The organism is Mesorhizobium sp. P3_B5, assembly GCF_056402815.1.
In genome coordinates this window covers 153,170-176,254 of sequence record NZ_JBFUGR010000004.1, presented here as the reverse complement: position 1 = coordinate 176,254, position 23,085 = coordinate 153,170, and the positions used below count along the sequence as shown (strand labels likewise).

At 62.6% G+C, this 23,085-nt stretch carries 25 protein-coding genes; 14 read left to right on the top strand and 11 right to left on the bottom strand.

The window, feature by feature from the left end; genetic code table 11:
• Positions 1–79: 79 nt before the first annotated feature.
• Positions 80–1,012, bottom strand: a complete 933-nt coding sequence (locus AC1DVW_RS12985) for an alpha/beta fold hydrolase (protein ID WP_477323548.1) — start codon at positions 1,010–1,012, stop codon at positions 80–82.
• A gap of 134 nt (positions 1,013–1,146) precedes the next feature.
• Between AC1DVW_RS12985 and AC1DVW_RS12980 the strand changes: the two genes are divergently transcribed.
• From AC1DVW_RS12980 to AC1DVW_RS12965, 4 genes are all read left to right on the top strand, one after another.
• A complete protein-coding gene (locus AC1DVW_RS12980; protein WP_477323546.1) occupies positions 1,147–2,049 on the top strand; it encodes an alpha/beta fold hydrolase in 903 nt (300 codons plus the stop codon).
• On the top strand, positions 2,046–2,489 hold the full coding sequence (locus tag AC1DVW_RS12975) for a MarR family winged helix-turn-helix transcriptional regulator (protein WP_477323544.1): 444 nt from the start codon (positions 2,046–2,048) through the stop codon (positions 2,487–2,489). The genes AC1DVW_RS12980 and AC1DVW_RS12975 overlap by 4 nt, the downstream gene beginning before the upstream one ends.
• A gap of 130 nt (positions 2,490–2,619) precedes the next feature.
• Positions 2,620–3,627, top strand: a complete 1,008-nt coding sequence (locus AC1DVW_RS12970; RefSeq protein ID WP_477323542.1) for a ribonuclease T2 family protein — start codon at positions 2,620–2,622, stop codon at positions 3,625–3,627.
• Positions 3,628–3,696: 69 nt separating this feature from the next.
• Complete coding sequence (locus AC1DVW_RS12965) at positions 3,697–4,311, top strand: hypothetical protein (RefSeq protein ID WP_477323540.1); 615 nt, start codon at positions 3,697–3,699, stop codon at positions 4,309–4,311.
• Between the two features lie 38 nt (positions 4,312–4,349).
• Here the strand turns inward: AC1DVW_RS12965 and AC1DVW_RS12960 are convergent, their stop codons facing one another.
• Entirely contained in the window at positions 4,350–5,636 is a 1,287-nt protein-coding gene (locus tag AC1DVW_RS12960; protein ID WP_477323538.1) for a GGDEF domain-containing protein, read from the bottom strand.
• A 241-nt stretch (positions 5,637–5,877) separates the two neighbouring features.
• On the opposite strand from AC1DVW_RS12960, the gene ettA reads away from it, so the two are divergent.
• The 4 genes from ettA (at position 5,878) to AC1DVW_RS12940 (ending at position 10,343) form a co-directional block, all read left to right on the top strand.
• Positions 5,878–7,527, top strand: a complete 1,650-nt coding sequence (ettA, locus tag AC1DVW_RS12955) for an energy-dependent translational throttle protein EttA (protein ID WP_477244549.1) — start codon at positions 5,878–5,880, stop codon at positions 7,525–7,527.
• Between the two features lie 44 nt (positions 7,528–7,571).
• The gene (gene tam, locus AC1DVW_RS12950) at positions 7,572–8,342 is read left to right on the top strand and encodes a trans-aconitate 2-methyltransferase (RefSeq protein ID WP_477323536.1); all 771 of its coding nucleotides are present in this window, start codon (positions 7,572–7,574) and stop codon (positions 8,340–8,342) included.
• Between the two features lie 264 nt (positions 8,343–8,606).
• Positions 8,607–9,728 carry a beta-ketoacyl-ACP synthase III gene (locus tag AC1DVW_RS12945; RefSeq protein WP_477323535.1) on the top strand — a complete coding sequence of 374 codons (1,122 nt, stop codon included), beginning with the start codon at positions 8,607–8,609 and terminating at the stop codon, positions 9,726–9,728.
• Between the two features lie 198 nt (positions 9,729–9,926).
• Positions 9,927–10,343 (top strand): GFA family protein, encoded by a 417-nt coding sequence (locus tag AC1DVW_RS12940; RefSeq protein WP_477323533.1) that lies wholly within the window; start codon positions 9,927–9,929, stop codon positions 10,341–10,343.
• A 20-nt stretch (positions 10,344–10,363) separates the two neighbouring features.
• Here the strand turns inward: AC1DVW_RS12940 and AC1DVW_RS12935 are convergent, their stop codons facing one another.
• The 3 genes from AC1DVW_RS12935 to AC1DVW_RS12925 form a co-directional block, all read right to left on the bottom strand.
• Entirely contained in the window at positions 10,364–10,930 is a 567-nt protein-coding gene (locus tag AC1DVW_RS12935) for a methyltransferase family protein (protein ID WP_477275022.1), read from the bottom strand.
• A gap of 108 nt (positions 10,931–11,038) precedes the next feature.
• Entirely contained in the window at positions 11,039–11,431 is a 393-nt protein-coding gene (locus AC1DVW_RS12930) for a VOC family protein (protein ID WP_477275021.1), read from the bottom strand.
• The gene (locus AC1DVW_RS12925) at positions 11,431–11,853 is read right to left on the bottom strand and encodes a hypothetical protein (RefSeq protein ID WP_477323531.1); all 423 of its coding nucleotides are present in this window, start codon (positions 11,851–11,853) and stop codon (positions 11,431–11,433) included. Before AC1DVW_RS12925 ends, AC1DVW_RS12930 begins: the two co-directional genes overlap by 1 nt.
• 114 nt (positions 11,854–11,967) lie before the next feature.
• Between AC1DVW_RS12925 and AC1DVW_RS12920 the strand changes: the two genes are divergently transcribed.
• The gene (locus AC1DVW_RS12920) at positions 11,968–12,609 is read left to right on the top strand and encodes a TetR/AcrR family transcriptional regulator (RefSeq protein ID WP_477323529.1); all 642 of its coding nucleotides are present in this window, start codon (positions 11,968–11,970) and stop codon (positions 12,607–12,609) included.
• Between the two features lie 4 nt (positions 12,610–12,613).
• Positions 12,614–13,231 carry an MOSC domain-containing protein gene (locus tag AC1DVW_RS12915; protein WP_477323527.1) on the top strand — a complete coding sequence of 206 codons (618 nt, stop codon included), beginning with the start codon at positions 12,614–12,616 and terminating at the stop codon, positions 13,229–13,231.
• 42 nt (positions 13,232–13,273) lie between these two features.
• On the opposite strand, the gene AC1DVW_RS12910 is transcribed toward AC1DVW_RS12915, so the two are convergent.
• Together AC1DVW_RS12910 and AC1DVW_RS12905 are read right to left on the bottom strand one after the other, a co-directional pair.
• Positions 13,274–14,116 (bottom strand): SDR family oxidoreductase, encoded by an 843-nt coding sequence (locus tag AC1DVW_RS12910; protein ID WP_477323525.1) that lies wholly within the window; start codon positions 14,114–14,116, stop codon positions 13,274–13,276.
• Positions 14,117–14,310: 194 nt separating this feature from the next.
• On the bottom strand, positions 14,311–15,273 hold the full coding sequence (locus AC1DVW_RS12905) for an aminotransferase class IV (protein ID WP_477323523.1): 963 nt from the start codon (positions 15,271–15,273) through the stop codon (positions 14,311–14,313).
• Positions 15,274–15,455: 182 nt separating this feature from the next.
• Between AC1DVW_RS12905 and AC1DVW_RS12900 the strand changes: the two genes are divergently transcribed.
• Complete coding sequence (locus AC1DVW_RS12900; RefSeq protein ID WP_477323521.1) at positions 15,456–15,962, top strand: hypothetical protein; 507 nt, start codon at positions 15,456–15,458, stop codon at positions 15,960–15,962.
• A 12-nt stretch (positions 15,963–15,974) separates the two neighbouring features.
• Here AC1DVW_RS12900 and AC1DVW_RS12895 read toward each other — a convergent pair whose 3' ends face one another.
• A complete protein-coding gene (locus AC1DVW_RS12895; protein ID WP_477323519.1) occupies positions 15,975–16,289 on the bottom strand; it encodes a DUF2293 domain-containing protein in 315 nt (104 codons plus the stop codon).
• On the bottom strand, positions 16,286–16,792 hold the full coding sequence (tsaA, locus tag AC1DVW_RS12890; protein WP_477323517.1) for a tRNA (N6-threonylcarbamoyladenosine(37)-N6)-methyltransferase TrmO: 507 nt from the start codon (positions 16,790–16,792) through the stop codon (positions 16,286–16,288). Before tsaA ends, AC1DVW_RS12895 begins: the two co-directional genes overlap by 4 nt.
• A gap of 157 nt (positions 16,793–16,949) precedes the next feature.
• Between tsaA and AC1DVW_RS12885 the strand changes: the two genes are divergently transcribed.
• Together AC1DVW_RS12885 and metF are read left to right on the top strand one after the other, a co-directional pair.
• Positions 16,950–17,972: an ArsR/SmtB family transcription factor gene (locus AC1DVW_RS12885; protein WP_477275004.1), complete on the top strand. Its 1,023-nt coding sequence runs from the start codon at positions 16,950–16,952 to the stop codon at positions 17,970–17,972.
• Positions 17,972–18,889, top strand: coding sequence for a methylenetetrahydrofolate reductase [NAD(P)H] (gene metF, locus AC1DVW_RS12880; RefSeq protein ID WP_477244577.1), 918 nt, complete (start codon positions 17,972–17,974; stop codon positions 18,887–18,889). Before AC1DVW_RS12885 ends, metF begins: the two co-directional genes overlap by 1 nt.
• A 406-nt stretch (positions 18,890–19,295) precedes the next feature.
• On the opposite strand, the gene AC1DVW_RS12875 is transcribed toward metF, so the two are convergent.
• Positions 19,296–20,216, bottom strand: coding sequence for a DMT family transporter (locus AC1DVW_RS12875; RefSeq protein ID WP_477323515.1), 921 nt, complete (start codon positions 20,214–20,216; stop codon positions 19,296–19,298).
• Between the two features lie 213 nt (positions 20,217–20,429).
• On the opposite strand from AC1DVW_RS12875, the gene AC1DVW_RS12870 reads away from it, so the two are divergent.
• Positions 20,430–21,650: a type III PLP-dependent enzyme domain-containing protein gene (locus AC1DVW_RS12870; protein ID WP_477275000.1), complete on the top strand. Its 1,221-nt coding sequence runs from the start codon at positions 20,430–20,432 to the stop codon at positions 21,648–21,650.
• A gap of 150 nt (positions 21,651–21,800) precedes the next feature.
• Here AC1DVW_RS12870 and AC1DVW_RS12865 read toward each other — a convergent pair whose 3' ends face one another.
• Positions 21,801–22,979, bottom strand: a complete 1,179-nt coding sequence (locus tag AC1DVW_RS12865; protein WP_477323513.1) for a lytic murein transglycosylase — start codon at positions 22,977–22,979, stop codon at positions 21,801–21,803.
• Positions 22,980–23,085 lie beyond the last annotated feature (106 nt).

Here is a 23,085-nt window from a genome sequence, read left to right as displayed (position 1 = left end):
GATCACCGTGATTGGTCGAAAGCGCAGCCTCTATCAATCCCTATGGCTGCTGTCACGGCCCTTGCAATGGGCCAACCGGTCAGGGTTTCAGCACGCCGTCGGCCCATAGGGCGAAATCGTCCATGATGATGTCTCGATTCACCTCGTTGAGGCTTTCGTGGCGGGTCTCGGCGTAAACCTTTGAAACGAGATTCGAAAAGCCCATCATGTGCATGCGCCCGGTGAGATGGCTGACCGCCTTGCCGCCATCCGAGGCCGGGTCCTTCTCACCGCCGACCAGATTGACGAACAGGTCGCGCCGCACGGTCGCGAAATTGCGGTTGTTGCCGCCGTTGAGCGCCATCTGGACGATGTCCTGCCACATCGACACCGATGCATCCCAGCCGCACAGCGGATCGGCGATGTATTTGGCCACCTCTGCCTCGTCGCGCGACAGCCAGTCGAACGGCGTGCGGTGGTTAGGCACGGCCTTGCCCCAGGCCTGAAAGGTCAGCCTAGGTAGTACGCGCGATGACACGTCGGAACCCAGCCTGAATTTCTCCCAGGCTAGGATGCCCAGAGCCACCTGGCCGAGCAGACCGGCGGAGAAATTGCCGTTCCAGATGGCGGCGGCATGGATGCGTGCGGAGTGGCGCAGGACGAAATTCAGCGCCACAGACGCGCCCATGGAATGGCCAAAGACAATGACCGGCAGGCCCGGCTGTTCCCTGGCGATGAGATCGTGGACGGCGACGACATCGGCGATAACCTTGGCGCCACCCTGCGTGTCGGCGAACCTGCCAAGCGGGGCGTCGGGCGCCTTGGTGGTACCGTGGCCGCGATGATCATGCGCGTAGACATGGTAGCCGCGCTCGCCAAGGAAATCGGCGAAGCGGGCATAGCGCGCGGCATGCTCGGCCAACCCGTGATTGACCTGGACGACGGCGCGCGCCGGGCCCGTCGCGTGCTTCACATAGAGGTTGAGCGCGGCCCCGGTCGGTGAGGACAGCGTCGTCTGCTTGTCAAATGGCATGTCTCGCTCCGTCGGCGACTGTTGGGCGACGGCGCGATCAACGTCAAGGGATGTCACCTTCCCACTTGGGAGAGATTGACAGCATGCTGTCAATGTGATTAGATGACAGTATGCTGTCAAATTGGAGCATGATGATGAAAATCACCCAAAGCATTTCACGGCGCGCGATCTTGCTGGCGAGCCTCGCCTCCACCACGGCAATCCTGTTGCCAGCCATTGCCGCGTTCAGTCAGGAAACCAAGGAGATGACCATGACGACGTCCACCATTCCCGGCCCGCAGGGCCTGCTTGCCACCTATAGTCTCAATGCAGGCAATGGCTTGCCGATCCTGTTCCTGCATGGCGATTGCAGCCGGGCTTCGCAGTGGGATCGGGTGATGCAGCGGACAGCGGTAGGCCGCGAGGCGGTTGCCTTCGACTTTCGTGGCCACGGCGCATCCGCACCGGCGCAGGACCGTGACTATGGCTATGACGGCCGGGCGGCTGATGTCGGGGCGTTGGCAGATGCATTCGGCCTGAAGCGGTTTGTCCTTGTCGCTCACAGCGGTGGTGGCGGGGTGGCGCTGGCCTATGCCGCCAGCCATGCCGACCGGGTCGCCGGCATTTTGTTCGTCGATCCGGCGACCGATCCGCGTGCACTGCCAAAGGAGATCCGCGAGGGCTTTGTGCGCGATCTGGCCGGTCCGCACAGCCTTGATGCCTTGAACGCCTACTACACCTCGATTGCCGGCTCCAACACGGCTGTCCGCCAGCGTGTTCTGGCTGATGCGGCCGTGGTCGATCCGGCAGCGAGGGCAGGAGTGGGCAAGGCACTGGCCGAATGGAATCCGGAACCGACGCTCAACGCCTATCGCGGGCCGATGCTGGTGCTGGCCACCAAGGCCAATGACAATCCGGCAGCGCTCTACCGGCTTCGCACCGACATTCCGCACCAAGTGGTCACGGACAGCGGCCATTGGGTGATGCTTGACAAGCCCGAAGTGGTGGCCGAAGCCGTCAACACATTCATCGAGACCATCGAGGCCGGCTACGAATGACGATCAGGACCGAAGCCGGGGATACGCTCACAGAACTGGTGCTTGCTGTCTTCAGACTGAACGGCAGTTTTCTGGAAGCGGCCGACCGGCTGGCCGCTCCAACCGGGCTGACGGCGGCGCGCTGGCAGGTTCTGGGTGCGGTGCTGAAGGAGCCGAAATCCGTGGCCGACATCGCCCGCGACATGGGTCTCGCCCGCCAGAGCGTGCAGCGGCTGGCCGACATACTGGCCGCTGAGGGGCTTGCCGCTTACGCCGACAATCCGGCGCATCGCCGCGCCAAGCTGCTGTCGATGACCGATGCCGGCTGGGCCGCGATCAAGGATATCGGCAGCCGCCAGCACGTTTGGGCGAACCTGATTTCCGGGGGCTTGGACGCCGAGGTGCTGAAAGCCTCGCTTGATCTGCTGCGTACACTGACGAAGCGGGTGGAGGCGGGCTGACCCTGATCAACCACTCGTGAGGTATGACGGACAGGCGCAATGGCGATTGTTTTTGCGACAGGCGAAAGAAATCGTAATTCTGACATGTCGCAAGTTCTAGGTTGCCTGGTGAATCGTTAGGAGTGCTGGAATGCGGATATCGGCGATATGGGGTGCGGTGTTTCTTGCCCTGGCTGGCACAGGCGTGGCGCAAGCCGATGTGAAGATGAGCGGCTCCTTCGTGGCCGATGCCGCCTGTCCGGCGACGCAAGCCATCAAGAGCGGCAAGAACCCAGGCAATGTTTCGACCGCGGCCGGGCAGAGCTATGATCTGCTGGCGGGCAACAAGGATGCGCCGACCCACTATCTCATCCGCGTGCCGGGCGCCGATCCGGAGCGCCGCTGGGTGAAGATCAGCTGCGGCCATGTCTCCGGCGGCAGTGCTTCCACTCAGCCAGCCGCGCCGGCCGACCAGGGCAAGCCGGCAGCCTCGGGAAACCCCGAATATGTCTTCGCGCTGAGCTGGCAGCCGGCGTTCTGCGAAACCAAATCGAGCAAGCCCGAATGCCAGGCCCAGAGCGGCGCCGGTTTCGACGCGACGCATTTCACCTTGCACGGGCTGTGGCCGCAGCCGAATGGCAATTTCTATTGCCAGGTGCCGGCAAGCGACAAGGCCAACGACAATCCCGCTCACTGGAAGGAACTGCCGGCGGTCGAGCTCGATGCGACTACGCGAGCCGAGCTTGACCAGGTGATGCCGGGCACGGCTTCCAAGCTCGAGCGGCATGAGTGGATCAAGCACGGCACCTGCTACGGCAAGAGCCAGCAGGAGTATTTTGCCGACGCCTTGAACCTGATGCGCGCGGTGAACGCTTCGCCAGTGCGCGACCTGTTCACCAAAAACGTCGGCAAGCAGCTGACCTCGGATGCGATCCGCAGCGCTTTCGACAGCGCTTTCGGCGCCGGTGCGGGTGAGCGGGTCCGTGTCTCCTGTTTGGTCGATCCTTCAAGCGGCAGACGGCTGATCGGCGAGCTGACGCTCGGCCTGACCGGTCCGATCGGTCCGAACAGTTCATTGGGCGACCTGATGCTCGCCTCCGCGCCGACGACCAAGGCCGGTTGCCCGAAAGGTGGCGTCGACCCGGTCGGGTTCCAGTAGGCACCGGCTGTCGGTTTGGCTGCGCCCGATGCTATCGTGCGTCGTGCGCATTATTGGGTGGTGGTGGCAATGAATGACGTCACGAATAGTGAGCTGGCGCGGTTGGCGTTCTGGGCCAGGGGCATGACAGCAATCCGGGACGGTCGCATGGAATGGCCGGGTTTTTCCTACACCGATCCGGAGTGGGCGCGCATGCGAACGCTTGCCGCGCCGATCGGCGCCGGCACCTACCAGCTGTTCACTTGGGTCAATGCCGCGATCTTCATCGCCATTGCCGCGCTTGGCATTTTCTGCGTCTTCCTGCCGCTGGCAACGCTGCTTTTCCCGGTGCCGGCCGAGACCAGCGCGCTCAAGTTCTCGCTGCTGCTGGCGGCCTGCACGTTTCTGATCATCGGGCTCGGCCTGCCGATTTCCATGCGCCTCTCAAGCGCGCTGGTCGCCTCGCAAGCCATACGCGCAGCATTGGTCGCCGCACCTGGTGACGAGGCCCTTGCGGCAAAAGTGTCCTGGCAGATCAATCGCATCATGCTCGTCATGTGCGGCCTGCTGGTGCCGGGCATTCTTCTGTTCATCGCCTACGACATCAACGCCGGCCCGATCATCACCGCGCTGAAATGGCTGGCGATCGCGCTGATGGCGGTTTCAGTTGGGGTCGGCGCCTTGCAACGAAAGAAGCAGGGCTGACCGTCGGCTGCCCGAGGGCGAACGGGTCAGTGAAGACGTTATCCGCCGGCGCCCTGTTCTGAGCGGTTCCATGCGTCAAGCCTGTCGGCATTGGGTTCGCCGATGACACGGTCGCGTCCGGTCAGCTTGGCCTTGTAGAGGCGCTGGTCGGCAAGGGCAAAAAGATCGGCAAGGCGTTGCGTGCTGTCGCTGACGGTGGAGACGCCGGCGCTGACGGTCAGGTCGAACTTTCTGGTGCTAGCGGATGCCTTGACCGCGTGCCTGACGCTTTCGCCCAGCAATCTGGCGACCGGATGCGGCCGGGCGCAGAGAATGGCGAATTCCTCGCCGCCGATCCGGAACACCTGACCCTCGGCGCCCACGGCTTCGGTCAGCACAGCGGCAATGGTTTTCAGGACCTTGTCGCCCTCGGCATGGCCGAAGCGGTCGTTGATCGATTTAAAGTGGTCGACATCGATAATCAGCAGGCTGAGCGGCTTGGCCATGCGCAAGCTGGCTGCGACTGCGGTTTCACCGTCGGTTTCGAAGCTGCCGCGATGCAAGAGGCCGGTGAGTCCGTCGCGGCCGACATGCTTGACCAGCGCCTCATAGCGCTCGCGATAGGTCAGCGTGTCGAAGATGTCGGAAAGTCCGCGTGGCGCCGCGATCTGCCGCGTTTCGAACCAGCGGAGATAGGCGACAAGCATGGCGCTGTAGGTCAGCGCTGCGGCCATCTTGGCGAACCAGCCGCCGAAGAAAACCTGGAGCGGCGCGCCGGCGACGAAATGCAGCGCGGTGAAAAATCCCGCCTGGTCGAAGGTCAGCACGCAAGCGACGGAGATCAGGATGCGGGTGAAAGGCGCCTGGCGAAGATAACGCCCAAGCTTTTCATAAAGCAGGATGATCAGAATGGCGTCGATGAACAGCAGCGACGTGCCCCAGACCATCAGCCAGCCCATCTCGTCGATGAAGCCGATGTCCGGAAGCTTGCCGTCGGGAAGCGGCGAAATTGCTTGCAGGCGCAGGATCAGCACCAGTCCGATCATCAGCGCGTTGCCGAGCAACAGGCCATAGATCGGCTGGCGGACGGTGGCCGCGTCCTCCTTGATGTAAAGCAACATCAGCATCACCAGCTTGCCGGAAAACAGCACCGCCGAGCCCGGTGACACCATGCCGAAGGGCAAAGCGACGTAGAAGACGCTGGCGAGGTAGGTCTCCAGGAAATGCATGACGCCGAGCGCGCAGACGAAGACGCCAAGGCCGATGCGGTGCCTGAAACGGAAGAGCGAGACCATGACGCCGAAGTAGAGAACCGCTTCGGCAAGGAGCAGGAAACTGTTCAGCAATGCCGTCGATCCCGATCTCTGCGGGAATCGCCACGTGCCGGCGATTCCCATCCGATACCGTTTTGACGGCGAATCCTTAACCGCTGCTTTCGCCGGGTTGGCAGCGATCCGAAAACTTCGATGACAAGATGGGCGCTTCAGCCTGGGGAAAGCGTCAAAGCGCCAAAAGCGATTGCCGTTCGGCACGGCATCGCCTACATAGCGCGCAACTTCCATCCATTCTGATCAAGGAAAAGCGCGCGTGGCACGCCAGTTCATCTATCACATGGCCGGCCTCAACAAGGCCTATGGCACCAAGAAGGTGCTCGAAAACATCCATCTCTCCTTCTATCCCGACGCCAAGATCGGCATCCTCGGCCCCAACGGCTCGGGCAAGTCGACGATCCTCAAGATCATGGCCGGGCTCGACAAGGAGTGGAACGGCGAAGCGTGGCTGGCCGAAGGCGCCACCGTCGGCTATTTGGCGCAGGAGCCGGCGCTCGATCCGAAGAAGACCGTGTTCGAAAACATCATGGAAGGCGTTGCCGCCAAGACCGCCATCATCGAGCGCTACAACGAATTGATGATGAACTATTCCGATGAGACGGCCGACGAGTCGGCCAAGCTCCAGGACGAGATGGACCGGCTGAACCTGTGGGATCTCGAACAGCAGGTCGAGATGGCGATGGAAGCTCTCGGCTGCCCGCCCAAGGATTCGGAAGTCACCAAACTGTCGGGCGGCGAGCGCCGCCGCGTCGCGCTCTGCCAGCTTCTGCTGCGCCAGCCGGACCTTCTGCTGCTCGACGAACCGACCAACCATCTCGACGCCGAAACCACGGCGTGGCTGGAAAAGCATCTGCGCGCCTATCCGGGTGCTGTGATGATCATCACCCACGATCGCTACTTCCTCGACAATGTCACCGGCTGGATCCTCGAACTCGATCGCGGCCGCGGCATTCCCTATGAGGGCAACTACACCAAATACCTCGAAGCCAAGGCCAAGCGCCTCAAGCAGGAAGGCCGCGAGGACGATGCCCGCCAGCGCGCCATCGGCCGCGAGCGCGAGTGGATCCAGTCCAGCCCGAAAGCCCGGCAGACCAAGTCCAAGGCGCGTATCCAGGCGTTCCAGGATCTCCTGGATGCAGCCGACAAGCGGCGTCCGAGCGATACGCAGATCGTCATTCCGCATGGCGAGCGGCTCGGCAATGTGGTGATCGAGGCCGAAGGCCTGTCGAAGGGTTTTGGCGACACGCTGCTGATCGACGGGCTGGAATTCAAGCTGCCGCCCGGCGGCATCGTCGGCGTCATCGGCCCGAACGGCGCCGGCAAGACGACGCTGTTTCGCATGATCACCGGCCAGGAAAAGCCGGATGGCGGTTCGGTCCGGATCGGCGAGACCGTCAAGCTCGGCTATGTCGACCAGAGCCGCGACGCGCTCGATCCGTCAAAGACGGTGTGGGAAGAGATTTCGGGCGGCGCCGAAGTGGTCAAGCTCGGCAAGTTCGAGGCCAACACCCGCGCCTATTGCGCGTCGTTCAACTTCCGTGGCGGCGACCAGCAGCAGAAGGTCGGCAATCTTTCAGGCGGCCAGCGCAATCGCGTGCATCTGGCCAAAATGCTGAAGACCGGCGGCAATGTGCTGCTGCTCGACGAACCGACCAACGATCTCGATACGGAAACGCTTGCGGCACTCGAAGACGCGCTGGAAAATTTCGGTGGATGCGCCGTCATCATCTCCCACGATCGTATGTTCCTCGATCGCCTGGCGACGCACATCCTCGCCTTCGAAGGCGACAGCCATGTCGAATGGTTCGAGGGCAATTTCGAGGATTACGAGCAGGACAAGATCCGCCGGCTCGGGCCCGATGCCGTCAATCCGCACCGCATGACCTATAAGAGGCTGACGCGGTAAGGTATTGATTTGGGGGCGGGTTCTCGGATGATTGAGGAGCTGAAATGGCTGATTGGTCCGCCGCCCAATATCTGAAGTTCGAGGACGAGCGCACGCGGCCGGCGCGCGATCTGGTGGCGCAGGTGCCGGTGGACTTCCCGCGCCGGGTCGTCGATATCGGCTGCGGGCCGGGCAATTCGACCGAATTGCTGGTCGAGCGCTGGCCGGATGCGCAGGTGAGCGGCTTCGACACCTCTCCCGACATGATCGAAAAGGCGAGGGCGCGGCTGCCGAGCGTCAACTTTGATCTCGCCGATGCGTCCAAGTGGCAGCCGCCCGAACCGGTCAACGTGATCTTCGCCAATGCGGTATTCCAGTGGCTGCCGGAGCATCCAGCGGTCTTTCAGCGGCTAATGGGTTTTTTGGCGCCGGGCGGCGCGCTCGCCATCCAGATGCCGGACAATCTTGGCGAGCCCTCGCACCAGTTGATGCGCGAGACGGCAGCCGAAATGCCGTTCGCTGGAAAGATGGCCGGTGCGGCTCGCGCGCCGTTGCCGCCGGTGTCGTTCTACTATGATCTGTTGTCGCCATTCTCCGAACGGCTCGATATCTGGCACACCGCCTACAACCATCCGCTGGCCGATGCCGCGGCTATCGTCGAATGGGTGAAGGCGACGGGGTTGAAACCGTTCCTCGATCCGCTTGAAGCGAGCGAGCGGAAGATGTTTCTGGATGCCTACACCGCCAAGATCGCCAAGGCCTATCCGAAGACGGCGAACGGCAAGGTGCTGTTGCGCTTTCCCAGGATCTTCATTGTTGCCAAACAGGCCGCTTAGGAACGATTAGCTACGCCGGGCCCAGGCTTGACCCGATTTCGCCACCATGCGCATTTCATTGCATTGAGATCGCGATCAATTGCCCGCGGCAGGAGGTGGCGTGCTGGAACAATCCGCAGACCAACACCAAGCTCTGCGCCTGGTGAGGTTCAGCCGACATTTGGTTTGAATTGGCGTAAACCGCCGGTATGAGAAAAGTTGTTGCGCCGGGCATTCTCGACGCCCACATGAAGCCGCAACGCCTGCGCATGGGACGAACTGGAAATGCATCGCGTCATCATCAGCGGCATCGGCGTCGAAATCCCCGAATCCAAGATCACCAACGAAGAACTGGTCACCAGCTTCAATGCCTGGGTCGACATGGAGAATGCGCGCCGCGAGGGCACCGACGAGCCGCCGCTATCGAAATCGGACAGCGCTTTCATCGTCCATGCCTCGGGCGTCCAGACCCGGCACGTGATCGAGCGGGAAGGCATTCTCGACCCGACCCGGATGACGCCGCGCATTCCGGCGCGGCCCGACGAGGCGCTGTCGCTGGAGGCCGAGTTCGGCATCGCCTCAGCTCGCAAAGCGCTCGACCACGCCGGGCTGAAGCCCGGGGATATCGACCTGCTGATCTGCTCGGCTTCGCATCACCAGCGGCCCTATCCGGCGATCGCCATCGAGATGCAGGAGGCGCTGGGCACCAAGGGCGCCGGCTTCGACATGGGACTCGGCTGCTCGTCGGCGGCAGCGGCTCTGCACATCGCGGTCAATCTGGTGCGGACGGGGGCGCACAAGCGCGTGCTTATTACGACGCCCGAGATCATCACCGGCCATCTCAATTTCCGCGACCGGCAGACGCATTTCATTTTCGGCGACGCTTCGGTGTCGATGGTGGTCGAAGGGCTCGCCAAGGGCGAAAGGCGGCCGGGCCGCTTCGAGGTTCTGGACACCCGCACCTGGACGCAGATGTCCAACAACATCCGCACCAATCTCGGCTATCACACCCGCACCGCCCAGGATGATCCCTACATGATCAACCTGGAAGGCAATCTGATCAAACAGGTCGGCAACAAGGTGTTCAAGGAAGTCACCGTTGCCGGGCACAAATTCATCGTCGAATTCCTCGGCGAGCACGGGCTGACGCCGCAAGCCATTCGGCGCTTCTGGCTGCATCAGGCCAATGCTCGCATGAACGCCATGATCCTGAAACTGGCCTTTGGCTACGAGGTCGACCACGACCGCGCGCCGATGGTGCTGGAGCGGCTCGGCAACACAGCAGGCGCCGGCGCCATCATCGCGCTGTCGGAAAACCACGCCGACATGAAGCCCGGCGATTTCGGCTTGATCTGCGCGTTTGGCGCGGGATATTCTATAGGTGGCGCGCTGCTGAGAATGCTTTAGGCATCTTGATACTCAGCCGACCTGCAGATGGCGGCGAAGTACCCGTTCCGGGTCCTCTGATCTCCCAGTCTGACTGCTCCGCGCCTGTCTTCCACTCCCCCCTCAGCCTGACCTGAAACTCCACACTCCCTGCGTTTTCGGGAGTGTCTCAGTTCGAATCTCAACTTGGTCTCGCTTCATGAAACGGAGGTTTTCCCAATGCTTGATGCCCGATGCAATTGTGGCGCTCTCACACTGACGCTTCCAGGATCTTCAAAACTGGTTGTCGCCTGTCATTGTCTCGACTGCCAACGCAGAACCGGCGCGCCATTTGGCGTCGGCGCCTTCTATCCGGTCGACGCCGTCGCCGTTTCCGGAACCGCGAAAGAGTTCACGCGGAATGCAGCCAGTGGCGGGAAAGTTCAGAGCTACTTTTGTCCAGACTGCGGCTCGACGGTTTATTGGAGAGCCGACAGGCTACCGTCGCTGATCGGCGTTGCCGTTGGTGCGCTGGCAGACCCCAAATACCCGCCGCCAGTCAGATCGGTTTTCGAGCAGTCGAAACATGATTGGCTTCAAATCGACGGGGCCGTCGAACACTTCCAGCAAAGCAGTGTGGCAGGAAAGTCAAACTGAGTTGGCGCCCCAACGCAGCGTCAGGCCGGCGCAAACGGCACCAGCATCGGGACCCGTCTGGCATAGTCGTCATAGGCGCTGCCCAGTTCGCCGCGCAGGAAGCGTTCCTCGAGCCTCGCCTTCATGACGATACCAATGGTGAGAAGGACGGCGCCGGCAACGCCCCAGATCGTGCCTTTTGCCGCCATGGTGGCGAGGATGGCCAAAAGCAGCCCGGTGTAGATCGGGTGGCGGACGAGGCGGTAGGGACCGGTATCGACGACACGGTGCCCGGCCTTGGCGGTAACCGTGCCCGACCACAGCCGGCCGAGATGCACACGCGCCCACCAGCAGAAGGCAAACCCGACTGCAATAAGCGCGACGCAGATCCATGCCTCGGCAAGGTTGGGAAACCACAGACGAAGTCGCCCGACATAGTTATGTGCCGGAATGAAGAGCAGGATGGTGCCGAGCACCAGCACGGCCCGGTAGGGGAATTCGGCCTGCAAGCCGGCGCGCTTTTGCGCCGGGTCGGCCCAGAAGGCGGCGGTCGCCCAGGATACGACCCAGATCAGCCAAAGTGCCGCGATTGCCGATCCTGGACGCATGACGAACCCCCTTGGTCTGAGGCCATCATGTAATCGGCGTGACGCGGCGGCAATGCGGCGCGGCACCGAAACAATCCCAGTTCGGGGTAAGAAGATCGTGATCCGCGCTCAGCCGCCGGAGAACATCCACTGCACGCCAAAGGCGTCGACCAGCATGCCGAAGCTGGTTCCCCAATATTGTCGCGCCAGGGGCACGGTGATCCGGCCGCCTGCGGCCATGCGGCCGAAAAGCTCCCGCATTGTGGCCAGGTCGTCGAACTCCAGCATCATGGCGGAGCCTTTCATCGGTTCGGCATCGTCATTGTCGGAGGCATGGAACAGCACGCCTGGGCCTTCGAACCGCGCGTGCAGGACTTTTCCGCGCATGGGTTCGGTGCGCACCGGCATATTGTTGTCGCCCCAGCGCAGCAGGATCGTTGCCCGGCCGAGGCCGCACTGTTCGTAGAAGGCCAGCGCCGGCTCGCAGTCGGTGGTGAAGAACAGCGAAGGGGAGAGCCGCATCAGATCGCTGCGGCGGTCGCAGCGGCGATCAGCGTATCGCCTGTATATTGCCTGTCGCCGATGCCCCAGCCGCCGTCGGGAGCGTTGACGATGTTGATCCAGGTGTTTTCGGGCTTGTGATCCGGCACGCAGAGTTCGGCGACAATCCCTGCGGCAGCGGTGATGAAGGCGCTTCGGGCTTCGAATGAGCCGAGGCCGATGTTCGGCAGTTTCAACTCGACCATGACGACGAGCCGATTGCCGCCACCGGCGTAGATGTGGTGAGGCGGCAGGACGTGGACGGTGCCGCCGACGATCGCGGTGAAGAATGAATTGCCGGTGGCGCCGGAGGCTTCGATAAGCGCAGCGCTCAAGCGCGGCAGGATTTCGCGTTCGCCCGCTGGCGTCAGTACGCCTTCCGGMGCGGTGACGGTGATTGGCATTGGGGTCTCTCCTCCATTTCAACGACATGGCCTTGGTGAAGCTCTCTTGCCATGTTCCATATCAATCGATACGTTATGATCAGAAGGTAGTCAACAGGTTTCGTATCGATCGCTATGAATAATCCTGAAAAATCGCGTGGCGGCCGTCCACGCGCCTTCGACCCCGACCAGGCGCTCGATGCGGCGATGCATCTGTTCTGGCAACACGGCTATGAGGCGACGTCGCTGGCCATGTTGCGCGAGGCGATGGGGCTGACGCCGCCGCAGATCTACAGCGCCTTCACCGACAAGGAGACTTTGTTCCGCAAGGCGCTCGCGCGCTACCACGAGACAGAGATAGGGTTTGCGCTGGAGGCGCTGAGTGCGCCGGTCTCGACAGGGGAGGCGGTCCGGCGCTTGCTGCTCGGCGCGGCGGCGGCCTATTCCAGGCCGGGCAAGCCCGGCGGCTGCCTGTTCGTCAGGGGCGCGCTTGCCGCCTCGCCGCAGGCACAGAACATTGCCGATGAACTGAGAGGCTTCCGCAAGGCGAGCGAAGCGGCGATTGCGGAGCGGCTGGCGATGGGGCGGGCAAAGGGCGATCTGCCGGAAAACCTCTCGGTCGAGGGATTCGCCAAATATCTGGCCGGGGTCATGAATGGCATGTCGATCCAGGCGCGAGACGGCGCTTCGACCGAAGAGTTACGCAGTTTGGCCCAAACCGCTCTTGCAGCGTGGCCGGCGGAGGGGCAAAACCAAGGCACATCATCCAAGGAATGAAGCCATGATGGATCTCTTCCCGGAAGCTGAAAAGCCGGTCGAAATCATCCCGGGGCGAAAGCTCGCCGCAATAGTCTCCGGCCTCTACGTCGCGCCTTCGGATCACTTCGCGACGCGCCCGGTGGAGGAGTTGCAGCTTGGCTTCGACGGCATATCAGGCGATTTCCACGCCGGCGCGACGCGGCGCTCGGGCGGGCGCGAGCCCTGGTATCCACGCGGCACCGAAATGCGCAATGAGCGGCAGCTGTCGATCGCGGCGGCCGACGAGTTGGCGATCGTCGCCGACCGCATGGGTCTGGCCGAGATCAAGCCGGAATGGATCGGCGCCAATCTCGTGATCGAAGGTGTGCCGAACCTCTCCATGCTGCCTTCAGGCACGCTGCTGTTCTTTAAGGGCGGCGTCACCATCAAGGTCGATGCGCAGAATGGACCGTGCCGCATCGCCGGCCGATCGATCGCCGAAAATGCCGGGATGGCAGACGTCGAAGCTGGTGCGCTGCTTTTTCCCAAATCCGCCAAGCGGCTCCGCGGTCTCGTCGCCTGGGTCGAGAAGCCTGGCACGATCAAGGCCGGTGAGGAGATTTCGGTGCACGTGCCGGAGCAGTGGATCTATCAGAGCTAGCAGGGCAGGGCTACGCCGCCTGGGCGGCGTAGCGATAGTGCCTCAGGCGGCCTTGCGGTTCTTCTTCGCGCCTTGCGCGATGTCGGAGACATGATCCCACTTTTCCCAGGTGGCGATGCGATTGGCATATTCCTGCTTGATCATCGGCAGGCCGCCATCGCCGAAGAACACTCTCAGCGGCGGCTCGGCGGCATCGACGATGGCCAGCATCGCCGGACCGGTTGCCTCGGGATCGCCGGCGACCGAATTGGCGCGGCGCTCTGCCATCTTGGCGCGGGCGGGCGCATAGGCCTCGATCGGCTTGGACACCTTCGCCGAGGCGCCGGACCAGTCGGTGGAGAAGCCGCCGGGCTCGACCAGCGTGACGTGGATGCCGAATTCCGCGACTTCGATGTTCAGCGACTGGCTGAAGGCTTCCAGCGCCCATTTCGAGGCATGGTAGAGGCCAAGCGAGGCAAAGGCGTTGACGCCGCCGATCGACGAGATCTGGATGATGTGGCCGGAGTGTTGCGCCCGCATGATCGGCAAAGCGGCCTGTGTCACCCAAAGCGCGCCGAACACATTGGTTTCGATCTGGTCGCGGGCTTCTTGTTCGCTGACTTCTTCGATGGCGCCGAAATGGCCGTAGCCGGCATTGTTGATGACGACGTCGAGCCGGCCAAAGCGCTTGTGCGCCTCGGCAATCGCGGCATCGACAGCTGCCTTGTCGGTGACGTCGAGCCTGATCGCGGCGATCTTGTCGCCATACTTTTCGACCAGGTCGGAAAGCGTGCCGACGTCACGGGCCGTCGCCGCGACCCGGTCGCCACGGGCGAGTGCGGCTTCCGCCCAGACGCGGCCAAAACCTTTCGACGATCCGGTAATAAACCAAACCTTGTTTGTCATGATCCACCAGTTCTCAATGATTTAGAGTTCTTGCTTGACCATGATCTTTTCCGAAAACCGGATTCCACTTTTTGGGATCATGGTCTAAACGGAGGCTTCTCCGTTTCGTTCATATATGAAGCGACCCTGGAGCATCCAAGGTCGAAGCACATTTTGTTGATGTGGGGCGCGCAAAGCGTCTGGCAAGGGATTGGTCAGGGGTAGTGTACCTGGCTCGACCAGGCCGGGTCGTCGTGCTTTTGCCAATAGAGTGCCATCAGCCGGCTGGTGATCGCGCCGACCTTGCCATCCGCCACCGGGGCGTCGTCGATGACAGTGACCGGCATGATGCCGCCTGCGGTCGAGGTGATGAAGACCTCATCGGCGGCACGCAGCGCGGCGACGCTGACGTCGGCCGCGGTGGCGGCAAGTCCGGCCTCGGCGCAGAGGTCGAAGACAGTGCGCCTGGTGATGCCGGGCAGCACACCGACGGCTGGCGTAGACAGTCTGCCGTCCTTGACGCAAAAGACGTTGAAGCCTGGGCCTTCGGCGACATTGCCGTTGAAATCGAGGAGCAGCGCCGTCTCGGCGCCGTGGTCGTAGGCGTCGTAGAGACCGCGCACCAGATCGAGCCAGTGATAGTTCTTGATCGCCGGATCGATCGAGGCTGGAGGAATGCGCACCTTGTCGCTGATGGCAACATGCAGGCCGCGCTGCAACTGCTCGGCATTGGCGACCGAGCCGAAGGGGACGGCAAAGGCCATGAAGCGGTTGATCGCCTGGCGCGGGTCGCGGCTGAAGGTCGGCGAGGCGCCGCGCGTGCACAGCATCTCGACATAGGCGGCGCGATGGCCGGACAGCGCCACGCAATTGTGCAGGATTTCGCTTACGCCATCGCGGTCGAACGGGATCGTCATCCACAGCTTTTCCAAGCCGCCGAAGAAGCGCTCGAGATGCAGGTCGAGACGGAAGAAACGGCCGTCCCAGGCATGCACCGTGTCGTAGGTGGCGTCGGAATGCAGGAAGCCCCAGTCCAGCACCGAGATTTTCGCTTGCGACATCGGCAGGTACTGACCGTCTAGGAAAGCAACGCCATCGGGATAGGCATGCGGATCGATGTGGCGGTCGGAAAGGGGCGGCAGCTGGCCTGCTACAGGCACTGCAATGTTTTGGCTCATCACGATCTCCTTGCCGTCGCTCGATGCGCCCCGATCACGCCATTCGCATCTGGCGGAAGGCATAGAGCCACCCACATTGCGCTGGTTGTCCTTCAATGGCGATCTGGCAATGGCGATCTGGCTGATGCATCAGGGTTGACTTACAATTCTCGGGCGAATGTAGCCGGTTGGGGGACAAGGGCATGCAAACTGGATTTCGAGCCATCATCCTGGCAATGGGGGTCTTCCTTGCCACTGGCGAAGCCTTTGCACAGTGCAAACGCGAGGGCGAGGAACTGTGCCAGAGCGGCCAGACATACCGTTGCGAGAAAACGGGCAGCGAGCTGACGCCGATCTTCCAGAACGTGCCTTGCGCGGTCAATGTGCCGTCGCTGACCGGCACCTGGGTCGGCAGTGGCCATCAGAGCCCTGCCGGCGCCGCCGGCGCCGACTGGTCGATTGCCATGACGATCAACGACAGCGGTGCGTCGATCGACTATCCGTCGCTCGGCTGCGGCGGATCGCTGGCGCAGATTTCCAGGGACGACACGTCTGCCGAGTACCGTGAGAGCATTACCTATGGCCAGGACAAGTGCATCGATGGCGGCGCGATCACCGTCAGGTTTTTCAGGGGCAATCTGTCCTGGGCCTGGGTCGGCCAGGCGGACGGCCAGCCCTATAACGCGGTCGCCGTGCTGACGCGGAAATAGCGGCGCGTCGCGCTATTCTTCCTCGTCATCGGGGTCGAGCAGACGCGTGGCGCGCCAGCGGGTGAGCACGATGTTGGTCTGTTCGATGACGAAGAAGCGCGCGGAGTCGCGGTCATAACCCTCGGCGAGCAGCTTTTCGTAGTCGGTGTGCACATGGCGGATATGGGCGATGGTTGCCAGCCACACGGCAATCGTCGGCGGCAGGGTCTTCATATGCACCGAACCGGCATCGGTGCGGATCTTTTCCATGTCGGCATAGGGCGCCAGTGGGAGAAGTGCGGTCAGCGCTTTGGCGATGGCGCGGCGGCGTCCGGTCGGCGCGTTCATCGTTCGTCGCGCCCGGCAATCGTCGCCTCGGCGAAGGCGTCGGTCGAGGCGAAGTAGGGCTTGATGTCGATCACCGGCGTGCCGTCGAGCACATCGATGGCGTCGATATCGATGCGGCCGCTGTCGATGTCGACGGCGATCAGCCTGGCGATATGCAGCCCGACAGGGTTCGGCCGGGCAGGGGAGCGCAGCGAGAAAACCCCTTTCGGTTCAGCCGCATGGCGGGGGTTTTGCACAATCAGAGTCCGCGGCGCGTGGTGCAACCACGACAGGATGATGATGTGGCTGGCGCGTTCCAGGGCAAGCAGGCCGGGACGATAGGGCGCCTCGATTGTGAGGACTGCGGCCTGTCCCGTCTCTCGCGCCGCGTTCATGTTCTTCGGGCAGGTCTCGCGCGAGGTCCATGGCGAGGTGATGCGGCCGATGAAGATGACATGACCGTCCGGCGCCATATCGGCCGGATCGGTCTCCAGAAGCTTTTCGCCATCGCGGGTCTCGAACATGGTTTTCGCCTCTACCACATGTTCCCCACCGATCGTGACCGAAAAGCGTCGGGATCACGCCAGCGGCATTTTCTTGTCCAACAGCGACATAGGCCTTGCAAGGTTGTGAAAATCGACATAAACATATGTTTATATCTTTTTCAAAGAGAATACGCTGATGCATGTCGCGCTCGATACGATGGTGGATACGTTGAAGGCCGCGGCCGAATCCAGCCGGCTGCGCATATTGGCGCTTTTGTCGCGCGGCGACCTCACCGTTTCCGATCTCACCGAAATCCTCGGCCAGTCGCAGCCGCGCGTGTCGCGCCACCTGAAGCTGCTGCTCGAAGCCGGGCTGATCGGCCGCTACCAGGAGGGGTCGTGGGCCTTCTTCCGGCTGTCGGATACCGATTCGGCGCGTGATTTCGTGCTGCGGCTCGTTTCCGGAATAAGGGGTGCCGATCCGCAGGTCGAACGCGATCTCGAGCGGCTGGCTTCGGTCAAGCGCAAGCGGCAGGACCGCGCCGCCGAATATTTCTCCGAAAACGCCGCCAGCTGGGACCAAATCCGCTCGCTGCATGTGGCGGACCGTGCCGTCGAAGCGGCCCTCATCAAGCTCGTCGGCAAGCGGCCATTCCAGTCGATGCTCGATCTCGGCACCGGCACCGGGCGCCTGCTCGAGATCTTTTCACCACTCTACCGGCGCGGCGTCGGCATCGACATGTCGCGAGAGATGCTGACGGTGGCGCGCGCCAATCTCGACAAGGCCGGCGTGTCGAACGCGCAGGTGCGGCAGGGCGATATTTTCGCACCGCCGGTCGAGCGCGACGCCTTCGATCTCGTCACCATCCATCAGGTGCTGCACTATCTCGATGACCCCGCCCGCGCCATCCGCGAGGCAGCAAGGCTGCTGCGGCCGGCCGGCCGGCTGGTGATCGTCGATTTCGCGCCGCATGCGCTGGAATTCCTGCGTGACCAGCACGCGCATATGCGGCTCGGCTTTTCCGACCGGCAGATCGCAGAGTGGTTTTCCGAGGCTGGGCTCGACCTCGAGGATGCCCAAGAGTTCGAACCGCGCGGCGGCAACGAGGCCAAGCTGACCGTCAAGCTGTGGCTCGGCCGCGACCGCCGCATGCTGATCGCCGAGCCCTCCAACGACAGCCAACCCGCCCAAGCTTACCCGATGGGGGAAATCGCCTGATGAACCAGTTTCGCTTTTCCCGTCGTCCTGACATTGGCGACAAGGTCAGGGTGTCGTTCGAGTTCTTCCCGCCGAAGAACGACGAGATGGAAGCCAGGCTGTGGGACACCGTCACCCGGCTGGAGCCGCTGAAGCCGAGATTCGTCTCGGTGACCTATGGCGCCGGCGGTTCGACGCGCGAGCGCACGGCCCGCACGATCAGCCGCATCCTGAAGGAGACCAGCCTGACGCCGGCAGCGCATATGACTTGCGTCGATGCGGCGCGTCATGAGGTCGACGCCGTCATCCAGGAGTTCGCCGATATGGGCGTGAAGCGCTTCGTCGCCTTGCGCGGCGATCCGGCAGAAGGCGTCGGCGCCGCCTACCGGCCGCATGCGGACGGCTATGCCAATGGCGCAGAATTGGTGGGGGCGCTGAAGAGCGCCGGCGATTTCGACATTTCGGTCTCCGCCTATCCGGAAAAGCATCCTGAAAGCCCTGACTTCGCCACTGACATCGATATGCTGAAGCGCAAGGTCGACAATGGCGCGACGCGCGCGATCACCCAGTTCTTCTTCGACAACGATCTCTATGAACGCTATGTCGAGCGGGCGCGCCGGGCTGGCATCTACATCCCGATCGTGCCGGGCATATTACCGGTGCACAATTTCACCCAGGTCGCCAACTTCTCGGCGCGCTGCGGCGCGCTGGTGCCGGCATGGCTGGCCGAGCGCTTCGAAGGGTTGCAGAAGGACCCGCAGACGCATGCGCTGGTCGCCTCCGCGGTGGCGGCCGAGCAGGTGCTCGACCTGGTCGAGCGCGGCGTCGGCGATTTCCATTTCTACACCATGAATCGGGCGGATCTGGTGTTCGCCATCTGCCACATGATCGGCATCCGCTCGCACGAGGCAGAGGTGGCGGGATCGGCGGCTGCTTAAGGCTCCGCCGCACTCACGAATGCAAAAAGGCCAATGCAAAAAGGCCGGGTAAAAACCCGGCCTTTTCAATGATTTGGACTATTTAGTGCTGGTCTTCCTCCGCTCCAGCGGTCCTATGGAAGAAAGCCCATAATGAGGGCTCCGATGAATGCGAACGCAGCACAAATCATCAATGCGTTGATTGGCCTCGTCAGTCCCATGTCATAGCCTCCTCTTAAAGAGCTATTGACACGAGTCTAGGGTCATTTGTGCAACAGGCAAGCGGAAAATGTGCTGCATTGCGACAAGATTGTGGAATTTGCGACCTGCCATTTGCTGTTAGGCATTGAAACTCTTCGGCAAAAGCCGGCTTCAGACCTGTGAATAAAATGTGGCAAAGCCGGGGCCGGACGGAGGCATGACAGCGCTACCGTCGGCCGAACAGGCGGCCGTCGATGGTGACGAGACCAAACGCGATCAGTGCCATGCCGCCGAGTTCGAACAGTTCGAGCCGTTCACCGAGGAACAGGAAACCGAGCAGGATGGCACTCGCCGGCACGATGAGCGTGACCAGCGAGGCGTTGGTGGCGCCGGCCGAGGCAACGAGGTTGAAATAGAGGATGTAGGCGAAGGCGGTGGACAGCAGCGCCAGCGCCAACACCGCCGCCCAGACCGGCGGCGAGGCGGAGAACAGGCCGGCCGGACCATAGGTGAAGAGCACGACCGGGATCATGATGATGGTCGACGCCGTTAGTTGTCCGGTGGCGATGACCGGCGAGGGCACGCCCTTGAAGCGGCGGGCGACCATCAGCGCGACGGCATAGGACAGCGAGGCGCCGATCAGCGCGAATTTGGCCCAGACCGGGCCGCCCAGTCCCGCAAGCAGGCTGGGGCCGATCATCACCGCGGTGCCGGCAATGCCGAGCGCGATGCCGGCCAGCTTGTTCCAGGACAGTTTTTCATCTGATGTCAGCGCATTGGCGAGGATCAGCGTCCAGAACGGTGTCGTCGCATTGAGCACCGAGGCGATGCCGGCGCCAAGCTCAGTCTGGCCGGCAAAGATCAGCGAGAACGGGATGATATTGTTGGTCAGCGCCAGCAGGAAGAACAGGCCGGCATGTGGCAACGCAAGACGGAAGGATGGCCCGCGCAAGCCGAGATAAAGCTGAAGTGCGATCGCCGCGATGGCGACGCGAAACAGCACCAGCACCAGCGGATGAAGCTCGGCCACCGCGATGCGGGCAAAGAAGAACGAGCCGCCCCAGATGGCGCCGAGCAGCAGAAGCTGCGCCCAATCCTTGAGCACCATCGGTCCGCGTGCCGTTGCGGGGGTAGCAGCTACAGCCATGTGGTCCTCCCAGACGGGTCCGAATGCCAGCCAGTCAGGCATCTGTTCAAGCCATACCCGGATCGATGACAAGGGCCACCCGAAACCTGATCGATGGCGTAGCACTCCTGGAATTGCCGTAGCGCCGCTGCGTCAGGAGCGCGAGACACAGAATTGTTTTCATTAGCCGCTAGCTTGGATTAATTGTGCGCAGCCCTGATTGAGGATTCGTCGATGCAGCGATTCGAAAATGCCCGCGAGGCGGCACTGGCGCTTCGTCCCGACGATCCGATCTATTGCTTTCGCCCACAGGTGCTGAAGGCGGACGCCAAACAATTCATGGGCATGTTCCCGGGCAAGACCGCCTATGCAGTGAAGACCAATGGCGAGCCGATCGTGCTGAAGGCGCTGGTCGAAGCCGGCGTCAATGCTTTCGATGTCGCGTCGCCCGGCGAATTCGCCGCCGTGCGCGCGGTCTCGCCCGATGCCGAGATGCTCTACATGCATCCGGTCAAGGCGCAGTCGGACATCAAGTTGGCGCTGGAGAAATACGCCATCCGCGTCATTTCGCTCGACCATGAGGACGAGATCACCAAGCTGACCCGCGTGGTGCGGGCGCTCGACATCGATCCCGGCGCCATCACAGTGTTCGTGCGCATCCAGACCAAGGGGTCAGCCGCCTACGAATTGTCGAAGAAGTTCGGCGCCGGCCCGGCCTATGGGGTGGAACTCGCCGAGCGGCTGAACCGCACCGGCTACAAGGTGGGGCTGTGTTTTCATGTCGGCAGCCAGATCGAGGATCCCGACACCTATGAACGGGCGCTGGCCTCGGCCGACTGGGTGCGCAACCGCGTCAGTTTCGACATTGCCGGGCTCGACGTCGGTGGCGGCTTTCCCGCCGAATACGGCCATGACCCCAACAGCCGCAAGCCGGAAATGCCGTCGCTCGGGCAGATCATGTCGCGGCTGTCGGGCGACCTGAAGGAGTATCAGTTCGACCAGATGCCGCTGGTGGCGGAGCCTGGCCGGGTGATCGTGGCGCGCTGCCTGTCGCTGATCGTGCGCGTGCTGCTGCGCAAGGGCAAGCGGCTCTACATCAATGACGGCATCTGGGCGTCGCTGTCGGATTCATGGACCGGCAAGATCACGCTGCCGGCGCGCTTCATTCCCGATCCCGCGATCCGCTCGCGCAACGGCGAGGAAAAGAACATCGTGCCGTTCAAGGTCTGCGGCGCGACCTGCGATTCCGTCGACATCCTGTCCAGGCCATTCTGGCTGCCGGAAACCGTCGACACCGGCGACTGGATCGAGATCGGCCATATCGGCGCCTACTCGCTGTCGCTGCGGACCCGCTTCAACGGCTTTTACCCCGACACCTTTGTCGAGGTGACGACACCCTTCGACGAGGGCGACGCGCCGCAAGGGTTTGCGAGTTTGGAGACGATGGCGGATTAGGGAATAGGGAATAGGCAGTAGCGAATAGGGGAATTATCTTACTCGCTACTCGCTACTCGCTACTCGCTACTCGCTACTCGCTACTCGCTACTCGCTACTCGCTACTCGCTACTCGCTACTCGCTACTCGCTACTCGCTACTCGCTACTCGCTAAAGCTTCGCCAGCAGCTCCGGCGTTGGCCAGCCGTCGACCGGCAAGCCGAGGCGCATCTGCTCCTTGCGGATGGCTTCGCGGGTGTTGGTGCCCAGAATGCCGTCGACCGTGCCGACGTCGTAGCCTTTGGCTTCGAGCTTGGTCTGCAATTCCTTCATCTGGTCGCCGTTGAGGCCGGGTTCCGGATTGCGCGGGTCGAACTGCTTTGCCCCTGCCAGCCGTGCCGCAAGGTTGGCTGCGGTCAGCGCGTAGGTGAAGGACTGGTTCCACTCGAGATAGACGTCGAAATTGTCATAGGCGAGGAAGGCCGGGCCCCTGCGGCCCATCGGCAGGGCCAGGCCGGCCTTGAGACCGTTGTCGATGAGCGGCGTGCCGTCGGGATTGGTGACGCCCCACTGCGCCCACTGAGCCAGCGGCAGCTTGTTGGTGCGGCCGGTCTGGTCCCACGGCATGTCTTCGGGAACGCGCACTTCCTCGATCCAGGGCTGGTCGCGTTTCCAGCCGCGCGACAGGATCTTGCTGGCTGTGGTCATGATGACATCGGGTGCGCTGCCGCGCAGGTCGACGATCCCGTCGCTGTCGCCGTCGACGCCACGCGCGAGATAGTCGGACGGCAGCATCTGCGTCTGGCCGATCTCACCGGCCCAGGCGCCCTCGACGTCTGCCGGCACGACGCCGCGATCGATCAGCGTCAACAGCGGCACGATCTGCGGCCGGAACAGTTCCGGGCGGCGGCAGTCATGCGACAGCGTAACGAGCGCATTCAGCGTGTGGAAATCGCCCTGCACGGCACCAAAGTCGGTTTCCAGCGCCCAGAAGGCGGCAATGATTGGCGCCTGGACGCCGAACTGCTGGTCGGCACGGGCAAAGACATCGGCGTATTTCTTCAGATTGGCCGCGCCCTGCTTCAGCCGGTAAGGCGCAATCATGCGGTTGGAGAATTCGATGAAGGTCTGGGAAAAGACGCCCTGAGCACGGTCGCGCGCCAGCACCTTGTCGTCGATGGTGGCGGCTTCCAGGGCATCGAGACCAGCGGGCCCGACGCCAGCCGCCTTGGCCTCCACCGCCACGCCTTGCTTCCACGCCTCGAAATCGCCGCCGCATTGCTGCGCCTGCGCCGGCAGGGCCGTGGCCGTCAGCAACAGCGCCGCGAGAATTTCAAAGCGCAGTCGCATCGCCATCCTTTCGAGACAAGATCACCAGCAGTTGTAGACGTGGGTTGTTGGCTGTCGAAAAGCAGGCGGGAGCGCCGGTGTCAACGGTTCTTCTGCCGCAGCCCCT